Annotated in this window: 10 protein-coding genes and 1 tRNA gene; 7 read left to right on the top strand and 4 right to left on the bottom strand. The window is 67.5% G+C overall.

The genetic code is table 11. From position 1 onward, the window contains the following. Positions 1-11: 11 nt before the first annotated feature. The 3 genes from Poly30_RS22525 (at position 12) to Poly30_RS22515 (ending at position 2,314) form a co-directional block, all read left to right on the top strand. Complete coding sequence (locus Poly30_RS22525) at positions 12-551, top strand: DUF6620 family protein (protein ID WP_145202754.1); 540 nt, start codon at positions 12-14, stop codon at positions 549-551. After that, complete coding sequence (locus Poly30_RS22520; RefSeq protein ID WP_145202751.1) at positions 551-1,198, top strand: HD domain-containing protein; 648 nt, start codon at positions 551-553, stop codon at positions 1,196-1,198. The genes Poly30_RS22525 and Poly30_RS22520 overlap by 1 nt, the downstream gene beginning before the upstream one ends. 84 nt (positions 1,199-1,282) lie before the next feature. Next, positions 1,283-2,314, top strand: coding sequence for a ligand-binding sensor domain-containing protein (locus Poly30_RS22515; RefSeq protein ID WP_145202747.1), 1,032 nt, complete (start codon positions 1,283-1,285; stop codon positions 2,312-2,314). A 23-nt stretch (positions 2,315-2,337) separates the two neighbouring features. On the opposite strand, the gene Poly30_RS22510 is transcribed toward Poly30_RS22515, so the two are convergent. Continuing rightward, positions 2,338-2,414, bottom strand: a tRNA-Arg gene (locus tag Poly30_RS22510). A gap of 52 nt (positions 2,415-2,466) precedes the next feature. Further along, positions 2,467-3,054, bottom strand: coding sequence for a TetR/AcrR family transcriptional regulator (locus tag Poly30_RS22505; protein WP_145202744.1), 588 nt, complete (start codon positions 3,052-3,054; stop codon positions 2,467-2,469). 144 nt (positions 3,055-3,198) lie between these two features. On the opposite strand from Poly30_RS22505, the gene Poly30_RS22500 reads away from it, so the two are divergent. Beyond that, the gene (locus Poly30_RS22500) at positions 3,199-4,317 is read left to right on the top strand and encodes an alkene reductase (RefSeq protein WP_145202741.1); all 1,119 of its coding nucleotides are present in this window, start codon (positions 3,199-3,201) and stop codon (positions 4,315-4,317) included. A 62-nt stretch (positions 4,318-4,379) separates the two neighbouring features. On the opposite strand, the gene Poly30_RS22495 is transcribed toward Poly30_RS22500, so the two are convergent. Then, positions 4,380-7,181, bottom strand: coding sequence for a YncE family protein (locus tag Poly30_RS22495; RefSeq protein WP_145202738.1), 2,802 nt, complete (start codon positions 7,179-7,181; stop codon positions 4,380-4,382). A gap of 246 nt (positions 7,182-7,427) precedes the next feature. Here Poly30_RS22495 and Poly30_RS22490 point away from each other — a divergent pair, with 246 nt between their 5' ends. From Poly30_RS22490 to Poly30_RS22480, 3 genes are read left to right on the top strand one after another with little or no spacing between them, the layout of a single operon-like run. Next, positions 7,428-9,560 (top strand): ABC transporter transmembrane domain-containing protein, encoded by a 2,133-nt coding sequence (locus Poly30_RS22490; RefSeq protein ID WP_419190517.1) that lies wholly within the window; start codon positions 7,428-7,430, stop codon positions 9,558-9,560. 3 nt (positions 9,561-9,563) lie between these two features. Then, entirely contained in the window at positions 9,564-10,931 is a 1,368-nt protein-coding gene (locus Poly30_RS22485; protein WP_145202731.1) for an HlyD family secretion protein, read from the top strand. After that, on the top strand, positions 10,928-12,535 hold the full coding sequence (locus Poly30_RS22480) for a TolC family protein (protein WP_145202728.1): 1,608 nt from the start codon (positions 10,928-10,930) through the stop codon (positions 12,533-12,535). The genes Poly30_RS22485 and Poly30_RS22480 overlap by 4 nt, the downstream gene beginning before the upstream one ends. A gap of 269 nt (positions 12,536-12,804) precedes the next feature. Here Poly30_RS22480 and Poly30_RS22475 read toward each other — a convergent pair whose 3' ends face one another. Next, positions 12,805-15,720, bottom strand: coding sequence for a sigma-70 family RNA polymerase sigma factor (locus tag Poly30_RS22475; RefSeq protein ID WP_419190516.1), 2,916 nt, complete (start codon positions 15,718-15,720; stop codon positions 12,805-12,807). Between the last annotated feature and the right edge of the window lie 76 nt (positions 15,721-15,796).

Raw genomic sequence — 15,796 nt, 5'->3', positions numbered from 1 at the left:
CCAGCCCTCCCATGCACGGAATCGACTTCATCGACTACGCCGCCACCAACGCCTTCCTCGCCCAGGGGAAGGACATCAAGGAGCTTCTTCCCACCCTCGGCGTCGAGCTTCCCCAGTGGGAGGAGGCGTCCGCGCACTGGGAGAACCAGATGGCGAACGACCCCGAGTACAAGCTCGCGATGCAGCTCGGCGAGGTCTTCCAGAACCCGGCCCAGGGCAAGTACGCGGGCGCCGCGACCCAGACGGCCGATGACGCGGTCGACAAGATCCCCACGGTGGAGGCGTTCATCGATCTGGAGCAGATGATGTCGGCGGCGACGTCCTTCGGCGTGGATCCCCAGGCGGCGATGCTGGAGCGCGGGATCACGATCATGGACTACAGCCAGGCGAGCATGCGCTTCATGGAGAAGATCAACGCCGAGCTCAGCGCAGACGAAACGGGCGCCTTCAACCACTACCTCGGCGACCTGCGCACGGCGGCCGAGAAGAAGTACACCGCGATCTTCCAGGAACTCGCCGGCGGAGCGATCGGCGACGACATCGAGTTCTGATGGACCCGAGCCGCCGATCCGAGGGGAAGCCCGCGCTCGACCCTGAGCGCTGGGAAGCCCTCTGTTCTCGTCTCGCGCCAGCGCTGGACGCGCGCGCGGCCTTCGACGAACTCGAAGCGGCGCATGCGGAGAGCCACCGCGCCTACCACAACGCGGAGCACATCGTCGAGTGCCTCCAGCGCTTCGACGAGGTCGCGGGTCTGGCGCAGGATCCCGATGAGGTCGAGTTCGCGCTCTGGCTCCACGACGCGATCTACAAGTCGCGCGGCGGCGACAGCGAGGCGGAGAGCGCCGCGTGGGCGGTGCGCCTCCTGCGCGAGGGCCGCGCCCCGGAGCCCACCATCCGGCGCGTCGAGTCGATGATCCTGGCGACGAAGCACAGCGCCGAGCCGCCCTTCCCGGATGCCGCTTTGATGGTGGACATCGACCTGTCGATCCTGGGCCGCGACCCGGCCCGCTTCGATCGCTACGAGCAAGACGTGAGACGCGAATACCGCTGGGTTCCGGGCCCGCTCTTCCGGTCGAAGCGCAAGGAAATGCTGGTGGCGTTCTTGGCGCGCCCGCACCTCTACGCGACCGAGTTCTTCCGCGAGCGCTACGAAGGCCAGGCGCGCGAGAACCTGGCTCGGTCGATCGCCAGCCTGTGATTCGGAGCTCCGTTACAAGGACGTGACGCGAACGTGCTCGGGTGATCCGTAGCGTCGCGTTCCTTTCCCTTACCAGGTCGCCCCATGCTGCTCCACCTCGTCCCCTTCCTGTTGTCCACCAGCCTTCTCGCCTGCGGGTCGGTTCCCGAATCCCAGTCGGTCCAGGACCTTCCCCCTGCGCTCTTCCAGTACCCGGGCGCGCCCTTCGAGGCCAAGAACGGGGACCTCTGGTTCTCCTCGGTGGGGGCGGGCCTGGTGCGCTTCGATGGCGAAAACTTCGTCACGTTCACCACCAAGGACGGCCTCGCGGCGGACATGATCCGGAGCATCGTGGAGGACGAGGAGGGCCGCTTGCTGTTCGCCACGACGGCCGGCGTCTCGCGCTACGACGGCGAATCCTTCACGACCCTTTTGGACTACGAAGACATGCCGGTCACCAGAACCTTCTCGGAGGGAGGTCACCATCGAGACGTCTGGGACCTGCACTTCGACCGACACGGCACCCTCTGGATCACGACCCTGGCGGGCATCTTCCGTCATGACGGCCAGAAGTTCGCCGCGTTCCTCCTGCCCGTAGAGGGCGCCCCCGGACGCTTCGAGTTCACGCCCAGGTTCGTCTATTCCATTCACGAGGCGAAGGACGGCGCGCTCTGGTTCGGCACGGACGGAGCGGGCGCGGTCCGCTACGACGGCGAGGCCATGGAGGTCTACACGGCGAAGGAGCACGGCCTCGCCAGCGACCGGGTCTGCACGATCCTCGAGGACGGCCGCGGCGACGTCTGGTTCGGAACCTCGGACGGAGGCGTGAGCCGCTACGACGGGACTCGGTTCACCACGCACCTGCGCAGTGCCGCCCCTTCCAGGCACACGGGCTGGGGCCGCTACATGGCGATCCACGAGGACCGCGCCGGTAACGTGTGGTTCGGCGCCTCGATGGAAGGCGGCGGCGTCCATCGCTGGGACGGCGAGTCCTTCCGCTACTTCTCCGTGAAGGAGGGCCTGAACCAGAGCGGCATCCCGAGCATCCGAGAAGGCCGCAGCGGAACCCTATGGGTCGGCACGGTGGACGGCGTCTTCCGCCTGGAGGGCGAGCGCTTCGTCCCCATGACGAAGTGAAGGCCCACGAAGACAGTCAAGGGTGGTACGCCCGGCGGGATTCGAACCCACGACCCCCGCTTTAGGAAAGCGGTGCTCTATCCAGCTGAGCTACGGGCGCGCTGGCAGGGAAGGTAACGGGGGATCCGCTCGCTTGCCAGCTTCAAGGGGCGCTACGGCTGGAACGAGTTCAGGCGGTCCAGGGCTTCGGCTACCGCGGCCTTCACTCGCTGGGTGCTGCCGGGCAGCTTGGCGAGCACTCCCACGCCGTAGCAGGTCGTGACCAGGGAGCGGGCCAGGCGGGTCGGTTGGGCGGTGGGGGTGAGTTCGCCCGCGGACTGCGCCTTTTTCAGGGCGGTGCGGATGCCTTTTTCGAGCCGGTCGACGTGGCCTTCGACGATCTGGCGCGCCTCCTCGTCGTCCGTGGAGTCGACGATGGCGGTGATCGTGAGGCAGCCTTCCGAGGGGCACTGGGCGCCGTAGTCGGCCCAGGAGGCGACCAGGGTTTGGACCCCCTGGAGAGGGGAGGGGGCGGTGGAGAGCTGGGAGAGCTTGGTGTCGATCTCTCGCGCTCCGTAGCGGTCGAGGGCCGCCAGGTAGAGGCCGCGCTTGTCCCCGAAGGCGTTGTAGAGGCTCTGGCGGCAGATGCCGAGGTGGGCAGTGAGCTCCGGCATGCTCGCGCGCTCGAAACCCCTCGAGCGGAAGAGAGCGACGGCGCGCTCGAGCACTTCGGACTCGTTGAAGGTTCTGGGTCTGGCCATGGGAAGGGGGCGCGGGGCGCCCACGCAGTCTATGGGACAGATTTTCGAAGATGGAGCATTGCGTTCTGGAATGGTCGATCTAGAACGTGCGTTCTGAAACAGAGCGGGGCGGTTGTCCCGGAATCTCCTACCCCTTTAATCGACATGTCTCCATTCGTTCCAAAGCGCCTCCTCGAAGGCTTCTCCCTGCGTGGCCTCCCGCTCTCCAACCGCGTCGCCATGGCGCCCATGACCCGCGGACGCGCCGGGGAGGGGCGGGTGCCCGGGGAGAAGGTGGGCGAGTACTACGCTCAGCGCGCCGGGGCCGGGCTCGTGATTACCGAGGCCACTTCGGTTTCCGAGCAAGGGAATGGCTGGGTCGACGCTCCCGGCATCTATACAGGTGCCCAGGAGGCGGGGTGGAAGAAGGTCGTGGAAAAGGTCCACGGGGCCGGTGGGAAGATCTTCCTGCAGCTCTGGCACACCGGGCGCGCGTCTCACTCCAGCTTTCACGGCGGGAAAGCGATCGTGGCTCCCTCGGCGGTGAAGATCGAAGGGGAGGGCGTGCACACACCGGAAGGAAAGCAGGCCCATGAGGTTCCGCGCGCCCTCGAAGTGAAGGAGCTTCCCGGCATCGTGGCGGACTACGTTCAGGCGGCCGAGCGCGCGGTGCGGGCCGGGTTCGACGGCGTCGAAGTGCACAGCGCCAACGGGTACCTCTTGGACACGTTCCTGCAGTCGAAGACCAACCTGCGAGACGACGAGTACGGCGGGAGCGTCGAGAATCGGTTCCGGCTCCTGCGCGAGATCGTGACCGCGATCAGCGGGAAGATCGGGGCGGAGAAGGTGGCCGTGCGGCTCTCCCCGAACGGCGTGTTCAACGACATGGGGTCGCCGGACTTCCGGGAGACGTTTCTGTACGCGGCGGGCGAGCTGAATGGTTTCGGGCTCGCGTACCTGCACGTCATGGACGGGCTGGCCTTTGGCTTCCACAAGCTGGGGGAGCCGGTGACGCTCGCCGAAACGCGCAAGGTCTTCGACGGGCCGCTGATGGGCAACTGCGGCTACGACGCCGAGTCGGCGGAGAAGGCGGTGGCCAGCGGCGACGCCGACCTGATCGCCATCGGGCGGCCGTACATTGCGAACCCCGATCTGGTGGAGCGCTATCGGAACGGCTGGGAGCTGGCCGATTCCGACATGAGTGCGTGGTACGGCGGCGGAGAGGATGGGGCCGGATACACCGACTTCCCGGCCCACGCCGAAGGGGCGACAGCGCAGGGCTGATCGGTCGAGGCGTTATTCGGCGGTACGGTACCAGGTACAAATCCGCCGAATAACGACTCGACCTACTCGAACGTCACGGTGACCCGGTCGGTGAAGTTCGACGTCACGGTCGGGTTTGCGTCCCGGTACCACAGCTGGAACGACCAGGAATCGCCCGGCTGGATCGCTACCGACGTCGGCACGCTGGGCAGGTTCTGCGTGTTGACGTCGATCTGGATCACACCGGCGAGGCCTGAGTTCATGGCCAGGGTGTTGAAGCGGCCGATCGTCCCCGCGAGGCACAGGTTGCCCTGGCTCCCCGCCGGGTTCGCCGTGAAGCCCGGCGTGTTCGAGTGCAGGAAGTAGCCGAAGGAGAGGAGCGGCAGGTTCGACGCTCGCAGGGTCAGCGGTAGGCCGCCTGCCAGGTAGGTGCCGCGGAGTTCGATCGTCGCGGAAGCGCCCGTCGAATTCGGGATGGCCGGGCCGCACTCGTTGGTGGGCACTCCGCCGAACGCGGTGAGGTCCAGGCCGTCGTTCGCGCCCGGCTGGGGCGTCACCACGAGGCCGCGGCTGGCGCTGAAGGCGAGGTGCGTCGGCGTCCCCGTGATCTCCACCGCGTCCGCGATCGCGCTCGAGCCGCCCGCGGCGATGACGCGGTGGACATCGTTCCCCGCCGTCACGAAGAGCGCCGAACCGGCCCGGTCCATGAACGTCGGTGCGTCCGGGAGGGGCAGGCTCGTCGCCTCCGTCCACGTCGCCGCGTCGATCACAAGGAGCTCCCTGGCAGCCGACGTGTTGTTCGTCACGTAGACGAACGCGCCCGCATCGTCGACCTCGATCTCGAAGGCGCCGTCCTGGCCGCCGAGCGTTCCCGTGACGGCCGAGGCCGCGCCGTTGAACGCAATACGGCTCACGGAGTCTCCGAAGGTGTTGGTCACGAAGACCTGCGATCCATCCGGCGACCAGGCGCAGCGAATCGGGAAGTCTCCCACCGGCACGCGCGTGATCACGCTCTCTGCCACGGTGTCGACGAGCAGCAGCTCATCGTCGAAGGAGACGCACACGGCCAGGGTGTTGCCGTCCGGGGAGAGCGCGATGCCGCTCGACTGGCCGCCCACGTAGCCGATCGTTCCGAGCTGACCCGCGATCACGGTGCCGGTCACCGCGCTCGCGGCTCCGGCGAGATCGATCATGTGGATCCGGTCCGTGCCCGCGACGGTGGTGACGTAGGCGCGCGTGCCGTCCGCGGAAACCTTGACCTCGGTGGGGCGCTGGCTGACGCTGAGCGTCGCCGCCGTCTGGCCGCTCACGAGGTCGATCACGTCGACGCGGTCGCTGCCCGTGCTCGTCACGACCGCAACCGTGCCCGCCGCGTCGGTGGCGATCTCCCATACCCGATCGCCCGCCCCGTAGACGTTCGACACCGTACGCGTATCGAGGTCGAATTCCGCCATGCTCCGCGACGTGTTGGCGGCCACGAGCGCTCGACGGCCGTCGGGCGTGATCGTCACGCGGCGGGGCGCGTCGACCTCGGGCTCCTCGCCGGAAAGCGTGCGGCCAAGGGCCTGGCTGGACGAACCGTTCGTCGTGAAGTAGTGGAGGTCCTCCCCGAAGCGGTTGTTCAGGCCCACCAGCCGATGGGAGACCGGGCTGACGGCTGCGTCGTACGTCGCGGCGATGTTCAGGGAAGCGACCTGGCTCCGCGTCGAGAGCCGGATGACCCGCGTGTTGAAGTTCGTCACGACCGCGAACTGGTCGTCGAAGGTGAACTCGATGTCGCCGACCGTGCCGGTGCTGACCGTTGCGACCACGGTGGCCGCCGCGAGGTCGATGAACTCGACGGCGTTCTGCACCGCGACGATCGCCTGGGTCTTGTCCGGCGTGATACGCACCAGGGGGTCGAACGCGCTCAGGTTCGTCGGCGTGGTGGTGAGGACCGTCGGCACGCCGCCGCTCACGCTGAGGGAAACCACGGCGTCGATCGTTCCCGCAAGGCCGACCACGGCGGCCGTTCCATCATCGGAAAGATCGACGTGGGCGGGGAGGTCGCCGACGGGCACGCTCGCGAGGAGAGCGCCGCTCGGCAGGGCGTAGGAGTTGAGCGCGTCCCCGGCCCGGTCGGGCACGAGGACGAAGGATCCGTCCGCGCTCATTTCGAAGTCGGAGAAGAGATTGCCGAAGATCCCGGCTTCCGGCGTCGCGAAGCCGCCGACCGCACCCTGGGGCGAGGTGGGGATCGACGCGGTTTCGGTGAGCGTGGCCCTCGAGATGATCGAGAAGCGCGAGGTCGTGGCTCCGTCGATGACGGCCACGAGGCAGAACGTCGAAGCGCTGTCCCACTGGACCTTGAAGGGCTGACCGTCACCCGTCACGGTCGTCACGGGGACCGTCGCCACGACGCCATAGGTCGCGAGGTCGATGAAGCTGACCGTGTCGCCGAGAACGTTCGGCACCGCCGCCAGCGTTCCGTCCGGCGAGACCTCGACGTCCACCGGGAAGTCGCCGACCTGGACCGTGGCCAGGATCGCCCGGGTCGCGAAGTCGAAGACCGTCACCGTGTCCGTGTCCCGGTTCACCACGACGACCCGCTGGCCGTCCGGTGTGAAGGCGACGTCGCGCGGCATGTCGCCTTCGGGATTCTGGTTGAGCGTCTCGAAGCTCGAGTTGCCCGTGAGCTGCTGGAGGATCGGCCGGCCCTGCGTCGTCGCGGGTCGCGGCGCCGGGAACCACCTGTCCTGCGGGGCCAGCACGTCGCCCTCGGCGCTGACGGCAGCTCTTTCAGGTCGGGAGTGCGAGGTGCTCGTCTGGGCGGCAACGCCGAGGGTGCCGAGCGCGCCGGAAAGAACACCCGTGAGGGCCATGGGGAGCAGAGTGCCTCTGGACATGTGGATCTCCAAGGATGGGGAAGGGAAGGGAGAGAGCTTGACAGACTGTCGCGCCAGGTGGCGTCTTCCATCGCGCCCCTCTGATGCTACATGTCGCGACCGCGCACCGCTTTCGAGCTGCGTAAACGCTAGACTTCCGCCCGTCTCGATTCCGTTCACCGCCAATCGACCCCACCCGCGAGCATGTCGAGTGATTCCACGGAGCCCGGCTCCCCAGGCCCCAGCACCGTTTCCATGCCGACCCGGTTGCTCACAAGGCTTTTCGAAGCCGTGGGCCAGCCGTTCGATCCGGCGCTGCTCATCCAGCGGGTCGCGCTCGCCAATGCGAGTCCGGCGGAGTCCGTGCGGGAGCGCCTCGAGCTCCTCGCCCACGTGGGCCACGACTTTGGCCTTCGCACCCGGACGGCGACCGCTTCCGTGGGGGAGGCCCTGCAGGTCGTCCGTGCGGGCCAGCCCCTCGTTGCCATTGACGAGCAGGGGGGGCGCTGGTTCCTCCTCGCTCCCGGCCGCGGCAAGCGCGTCGACGCCACGGTCTTCGAGGAGTCCTCGGAGAACAGCCTCACCTCCGTGGGGGACGACGAGATCCTGGAGCTCCTCGGGGCCGACCCCGAAACCGCCATCCACTGGCTCGTGGCCGACCCGGCGACGCCCAACGAAGCGGCTGCGTCCCAGTCGTACCCCGACAAGACGCTGACGAACTTCCAGCGCCTCGGTCGGCTGCTGTCCCCGGAGCGCGGCGATCTCTACGTCGTTCTGGTCTTTGCGATCATGATCGGCATCCTGACGCTCGCGACTCCGGTCGCGGTTCAGGCCATCGTCAACTCCGTGGCCATCGGGGGCACGTTCCAGCCCCTCATCGCCGTCGCGATTTTCCTGGCCTTCGCGCTCGCCTTCGCGGCGGCCCTCATCGCCGTTCAGACCTGGGTCGTCGAGCTTCTCCAGCGGCGCCTTCTCGTCCGGGCCGTCGGTGACATCGCCGCCCGCCTGCCGCGCGTCGAAACAGCGGCCTACGACGACGGCTATGGCCCGGAGCGGGTCAACCGCTTCTTCGATGTCTTCACCATCCAGAAGTCGGCAGCGAAGCTCCTGATCGAGGGCCTGAGCGTCCTCTTGACGGTCGTCGTCGGACTGACCGTCCTGGCCTTCTATCACCCTTTTCTCCTGGCCTTCGACGTCGTCCTTCTGATCGTGATCGCGGCGCTGGTGTTCGGCCCCCGACGCCGCGGTGAGTACTCCGCCGTGAAGGAGAGCACCGCCAAGTACGAGGTCGTCGCGTGGCTGGAGGAGATCTCCCGCAACCCGCTGACGTTCCGCGCCGCAGGTGCGGAGTCGTGGATCTACGAGCGCGCGGACGCGGTCTCACGCGCCTGGGTCGCCAAGCGCCAGGCGCACTTCCGGACGCTCTTCACCCAGGTCGTCGGCGCGCTTGTGCTGCTCGCGGTGGCCAGCACCGCGCTGCTCTCGATCGGGGGCCTGCTGGTGATCCAGGGCAGCCTCACGCTCGGCCAGCTGGTCGCCGCCGAGCTCATCCTTTCGGCCGTCCTCGCGGGCGTCGCCAAGATGGGCAAGCTGATGGAGACCTGGTACGACCTCATGGCGGCCGTGGCCAAGGTCGGCTACCTGCTCGATCTACCGATTGAGTCCAGCCAGGGCGAGCACCACGTTCACTCCGTGACGGACGCATCGGGACGCAGTTCGGGTGCTCGGCTCGACCTCAAAGGCGTTCGCTTCGACGCACCCGCCGGGCTCACGAGCATCCCCCTGGCCGACTTCCGGATCGAGCGGGGCGAGCGCGTGCTCGTCCGCGGCCTCGACGGCGCCGCACGGCTCGCGATGGTCGACCTCGTCTGGCGCCTACGTCAGCCGTCGAGCGGCGTGATTCGACTCGATGGCCGCGACCTCCGCGATCTGGCGCCGGAGTTCATCCGACGTGAGATCGCCGTGGTCTCCAAGGTCGAGTGGGTTCAGGGAAGCGTACGTGAGAACGTTCGCCTCGGCCGGCCCTTCGTGCTCAACGACGACATCCGGAAGGCGCTCGACCTCGTGGGCCTCCGCGGGGTCTTCGCCGACTTCGAGAACGGGCTCGACGCCGTGATCTATCCGGACGCGCGCGGGCTCTCCGATGATGACCTCCAGCGCCTGATGCTCGCCCGCGCGCTCGCCGGTGATCCCGCCGTGCTCGTGATCGACGCTTCCGGGCACGGCGCGGACTCCAAGTTCCACGAGGCCATCCAGAACGTTCTCCTGAGGAACGATGGCCGCACGGTGCTGGTTCTGACGAGTGACTCCTCGCCCTTCGATGGGCATGATCGGGTCATCGATCTCGACATCTCTGTTCCCGCAGGCCACTCCACCGAGTCCATCGAGGGGAACGACTGATCCATGAGCTCCAACGGTTCTTCCACATCCGCGCCGTCTCTCGAGCTGCCCGTTCAGCATCTGATCGGTCGGTCGCGCGCTGGACGCAAGCTCGCGATCGCCCTGGGCTCATTCCTGGTGATCCTTCCGGTTCTGCTGATCTTCGTTCCCTGGCAGCAGAACGTGCCGGGGGTCGGTCGGGTCACAGCGCTCAATCCACTCGATCGAATCCAGGTCATCCCCGCTCCGGTGAGTGGCCGGCTGACGAAGCTCAACGTTCGCGAGGGATCGCGGGTGCAGAAGGGAGATGAGCTCGCCGTGATGGAGGACCTCGACAAGGACTTCGCCGCGCGCCTCGATCTTCAAGAGGGCTTCGCCCGGGACAAGGTCGAGTTTGCGCACACGGTCCTCGAGTCCCTCGATGCACAGCTGCTATCGCTGGAGAGCAGCCGGACGGCCGCTCTCGTGGGCGCGGACGCCGACATCTCGCAGGCCATAGAGAAGGTGAGCGAGGCGGAGAGCAAGCTGGAAGCGGAGGAGAAGAAGCTCGAGTTCCTCCAGGAAGACTTCGGGCGTCAGTCGAGGCTTCTCGCCCAGGGCCAGGCCTCCGTCCAGAAGCAGCAGAAGGCAGAGGCGGACTTCGGTGAGCAGCGAGCCAAGGTCGCGGCGGCTCGCGCGGCGGTGGCCCAGGCGCGCAGCGAGCGCGACTCCAAGCGCGCCTCGCGCGACAAGATCAACGCCAGCGAGCAGGCCAAGATCGACGAGGTCACGGGCAAGGAACAGGAGGCCCAGCAGAAGCTCCAGGACGCAAAGAAAGCGCTGACCGAGATCCAGAGCGACGTCGCTCGTCAGGCCACTCGAGTCATTCTGGCTCCGAGGGATGGAACGATTCTCCGCGCGGCAGGAGCCAACTCTTCGGACCTCATCTCCCGCGGCGAGCCGCTGATGGAGATCGTGCCCGACACGGAGCGGCTCGCCGTCGAGCTCTGGATGCGTGGTGTGGACGCCCCGCTCGTCCAGGTTGGCCGTCAGTCGCGCCTGCAGTTCGAGGGCTGGCCTGCGGTGCAGTTCGCGGGTTGGCCGTCCGTGGCCGTGGGAACCTTCGGAGGCGTCGTGGCCCAGGTCGATGCGCAGGCAGCGTCAGACGGGCGCGTTCGCGTGCTCGTGGTTCCCGATCCCACCGAACCCGCTTGGCCCGAGGAACAGTACCTGCGCCAGGGCGTGCGCGCTTCCGGCTGGATCCAGCTGGAGACGGTCAGCAGCGGCTATGAAGTGTGGCGCCAGCTCAACGCTTTCCCGCCGAGCATCCGGACGGGCCCGCCCACGATGGATGGCGGCTCGAAGGCCGGTGGCAAGGCCAAGGATGACGGCGGCGACAAAGGCAAGAAATGAGCCGTCTCGAGATCTTCACGAAAAGGCGCGGCACCTCCGCTGCGCTCTGCCTCCTCGTAGCCAGCTGCGTTTCCGCCGAGGACGCGCGCCGCGTCAGGCCCGGCGCGCGCCCGGCTCCCATGCGCGTCCTTCCGGACGACGCCCTGCTCGATCGCTTCGGCAGGACGGACGCCCAGAAAGGGGAGTCCGCCGTCGCCGTCATCGGCTCGGTCCTGCCGCCATCCGCTGCGGCAGATGAGTCAGAGGCGCCGTTGCCGCCGCTCACCTTCGACGAGGTGTTGCGCTCGGTCGAGGAGCAGTTTCCGCTCATCCTCGCCGCGCTCCAAGAAGTCGAGATCGCCAATGCTCAAATGCTGAGCGCCGAGGGTGGCTTCGACCTGCGCATCAAGGGCGACGGGGCTGTGGCGCCGGATGGCTTCTATCGGAACGAAACGGCCAAGGTGCTGATCGAGCAGCCTACGACGGCCTGGGGCGCGACCCCCTTCGCCGGCTACAAGATCGGGACGGGCGACTTTCCCATCTGGGAAGGCGGCCTGAAGTCGAACGAGGAGGGCGAGTTCAGCGCGGGTATTCGCCTTCCGCTCCTCAAAGGGCGCGAGATCGACCAGCGCCGCCTCGACCTGTGGAGAGCCCGCGTGGGCCAGGCCCAGGCGGAGCCGATGGTGCTTGAGAAGCGCCTGGAAGCCACCCGCAAGGCCGCGCTCTCCTACTGGAAGTGGGTGGCCGCGGGCCAGAAGCTAGGCATCGCCCGACGGCTCCTGGACCTCGCCGAGAATCGCCAGGAGGGCATCGTCATCTCCGTGGACGAGGGCCAGCTTCCGCAGCTTTCGATCACGGAGAACCGGCGCCTCGTGGTCGAGCGGCAGTCCATCGTCATTCGTTCGGAGCGGGCTCTCCAGGAAGCGGCGATCGCGCTCTCGCTCTTCTGGCGCTCCAGCGCCGGTCAACCGGTGATTCCGCTGGAGGCGCAGCTGCCCGAGTCGCTGCCGACGCCCACCGATCCTGCCCTCTTCCTCGGGGACGCCGACCATGAACTCGCCTTGCGCAACCGCCCGGAGGTTCGGTCGCTGGAGCTCCTGTCGGATCAGATCCGCCTCGACGTGGCCAAGGCCGAGAACGATCTCTTGCCCAAGCTGGATCTGACGGTGGCGGGCTCCAAGGACGTGGGGGATGCCGTTTCGTCGCCGGACGACAAGGGGCCCTTCGAGCTGGACGTCTTCGTGAACTTCGATGTGCCGGTCCAGCGGCGCGAGGCGAGCGGCAAGCTGCGCTCCCTCGATGCCAAGGCGATCCAGGTGGAGCGCAAGCTCCAGTTCGCGCGTGAGTCGATCATCGCCGAGGTCCAGGACGGTCAGTCGGCGGTGCTGCAGACCTGGCTGCGCCTGGCGCAGGTGCGTGAGAACGCACTGCTCGCCGGGCAGCTCGAAGAGGCCGAGCGGATCTTCCTGGCCGAGGGGCAGAGCGATCTTCTGCGGGTCAACCTTCGGGAGCAGCAGACGGCGTCGGCGGCTTCCATGCTGGTCGACGTGATCGCGGAGCACTTCCGCGCGGTCGCCGACTATCGCGCCAGCCTCGGCATCCCGTACGACGAAGTTCTCCGGTAGTCGCGCGCCTTTTCGAGCGGCGTTCGTAACCGCGCGCGGGGCTCGTTCGTTCCATCCCATGAGCGAGGGGAATGCGGTGGGTCGCCAGCGGCGGTTCGGTCCCCTGGCTCCTGCGCGGTTGGGTATGGAAGCGATCGAGCGGCGCGCAGCGCAGCTCTTGGCGTTGCGCCTACATGCCGCTCCGTGACGGGCGTTGTGCACCCGTCGTGCGCGCAGCTGGACGAGGTTCGCCGGAGTGGGGGAGTACTCCGGCGGGCCTGTCCTTTTTCTCAATGACTCCCCAGGGAGATCTCTACGGTCTCGCCTTCGACCACCTGGATCTCGCCGGTTTCTTGGGGGATGGCGCGGTTCGCCCTGGCCTCGTCCAGGATGGCGCTGCACGTGGCGCGCCACTTCCAGTGGCCCGGTGGAAGCTGGACCTCGTGCTCACCGACGGCCTCGGCCGAGTACATCGCCGTCGAAACCCTCATCCACTCGGACGTCTCGGAGCAGACCTCAAACGTCACGCAGCCCGGTGAGTCGAGGGCGGGGTGGCGAAGGATGACCCGTCCTGACGGGACGGCCTCCAGGTCGAGGCGCATGGTCTCGCCCGGACGTATCTCGCAGCGCGTGGGACGTGTGACCCACCCTGGCCCGGACATCGTGACGTCCGTTGGGCCTGGCATGGCCCAGACGGCCCTCTCGTCGTCCTTGCCGAAGTAATCAACGCTGAGTTCGTGGGTAGCCAGCTCGTTGGAAGAACGCACCCAGAACGGGATCTCGGGCCCGAGCGCGCGGGCAATCATCACCTTTCTGGAACTCAAGTCGAGGCCGACAGCGCCGTGTACCGTGACTTCGAGGGACCCACCAGGCGCGGCCTGGATCTCTGCCAGCTGGGGCTCCTCGGACGCGGGGACCAGGATCTCCTGGCCGAAGACTCTGCCGTCTCCGTCGACCTCAGCGATCACGGACCAGCTACCTGGCGGGACGTCTTCGGCGAGGCCGCTGCCTCCTTCGATACGGACAAAAGGCCACGCCCCGCTGGTCTCACCGTGACGGAGGAGCGTGAGCCTCGAGATCGGCATCGGATCCCCAGATTCCGGGTCGACGAGGCGGACGTTGACATCGGGAGCGAGATCGGTCGCGCGGAGGGTCACGCGAATCGGCTGGTCGAACGACTCGACGTCTTGAAAGCTCATCTCATGGGTCGGTCCAGATCCGATGGCGGTGAGAACGCTGGCGCCGGTCCGGAGACCCGTGAAGGTGAACTGGCCGTTCTCGTCCGCCATGGCCCGGCTCTCTTTCCCCAGCACGATGAGTTCGAGTTCGCCGGCCGTGGGCTGGCCATCGGATCCGATGAGGTGACCGCTGAGCGTGGCCGCGGGCGACAGGACGATCCAGGGCGGCTCTCCGTCGAGTTCGCCAGGACTACGGAGGGCGAGTTCGCTCGTCACGTAGCCTTCGCGCTCGAAGCGCAGCTCGATCGGGAACCACTCCAGCATGGCGGAGTCGATGCTCCATCGCCCGTCGCTCCCCGTGGTGCAAGCGGCCGAGTCGTCGAAGCCGCCGAGACCCCGGAAATTGAAGGATACGGAGGTGTCGGCGATCGGCAGGCCGCGCTCGTCGACGACCTCTCCCGCCAGCTGGACCGACGAGAGCCGCGGGAGAATGAACCGGAGTCGCTTGGGGTCATCGGGGGCGAACTCGAACAGCTCCGCGTAGGCCGCATGTCCGTCCTTCCAGCTGGCCGCAGAGCCGACATATTGGCCGTTGTAGCCCTGGGTGAGGAAACCCCTCACGGTGCAGCGACCGAGGGAGTCGGTCACTCCCCCGAACAGGTGGCGGTAGCCGATCGGCCAGAGCATGCCCTCTTCGAGGGTGCGCTGTGCCTCCTCCGAGAAGAGCTCATCGATGAGTCCGAGGGCCGCGACTTCTGCGCCAGCGACCGCCTGTCCGGCTTCGTCCTTGACCTCGAACTCCAGCGTCAGCGCCTCCGTCAGCTGGAGCGTCCATCCCTCGGTGGGAGGCGTCGAGAGATCGACCTCGAGGACGCCCGCGCAGGCGGGCGCGCCGATTGGAGCGCGCGCATAGAGCAGCGGCGTCCGGTCCCCGATCTCGCTCTCGTTTGGAAGGTGGAGCTCGCCATTCTCATCCGTGACGGCCAAGGCCACCATCGGCTCGGTCGGAAGCAAGAGCTGGGGCTCGGTCGGTAGTGCGAAGACTTCCGTGCCCTTCCCGACGGGACGACCGTCCGGTGCCAGCACGTGAAGGAGGACCCCGGCCTTCCGCGCCGCGGCGCCCTCGTCTCCGCCCGACGCCTCGGGCGTCGGGGAGGACGACAACGTTCGGTCGAACCGGTCGGGCTCCCGGGGCATCGTGACGGCGCCGGTTGCGCTGACGATCCTCCTGGCAGGGATCAAGACGCTGGCGTCGACATGGTGCGGGCCTTTCGAGTCGGCATCTCCTTGCAGGAGCCAGGCGCTTGTCAAGACGGCTCCCAGCCCCGCTGCTGTCATGGCTGCTCCAGGAGTGAGCCACCAGGCCTGGGTGCTGACGATCTCGAATCCGCCGCGACGGGAGGCTCCCTGGATGGAAGAGCGGACGCTTGCCTCCCCACGCACGCGGCTCGTCAGGAGTCCGGCCACGCCAAGGACGGCGGCCTTCGGAAGCACCTTGCGAATCCGACTCAGGCCGCGGTGCAATCGAACCGCCACCGTGTTCGCGGAGAGGCCCATCTCGAGCGCCAGGTCCGAAGGGCTCTCACCCTTGAGCAGCGTCCTTTCGACAACGTCTCGCTGGGCCATGGAGAGGCCCGCAATGGCGTCTTCGACCTGCCTGCGGAGTTCGCTGTCTTCGAGGACCTGCCTGGGACCCGGAGAGAGGTCGGGGTTCACGTCGGAGGTGTCGAGGCCGAGGGCCTCGAGGCGCCTGCTCTGGCGACGCCGTTCGACCTTGATCTGACGCGCCATGATGCCCTGGGCCCAGGGCATGAAGCGTTGGCCCGCGATGAAGCTATCGCTCCGTCGCAGGATCGTGAGGAAGGTCTCCTGAAGGGCGTCTTCGCAGCCCGCTGCATCGAGTCGAGCGCGCCTGGCCATGGCGGCAAGCTCGGGGGCAGCGAGATCGAAGACCACACCCAGGTCTTCCTCGTTGTGAAGTTCCAGGAACCGATCGAACAGCTCGTCGATCGTGTGGACAGCGGTCATGGGGCACTCCGTGGGGGACGGGGTGCTGAGAGAATACGCCATCGGACTCTTCGGTGTACGCTGATGTGCCTGTCTC

The sequence above is a fragment of the Saltatorellus ferox genome (genome assembly GCA_007751475.1).
Lineage (GTDB): Bacteria > Planctomycetota > UBA1135 > UBA1135.
This window is presented reverse-complemented; position numbering and strand designations above follow the sequence as displayed.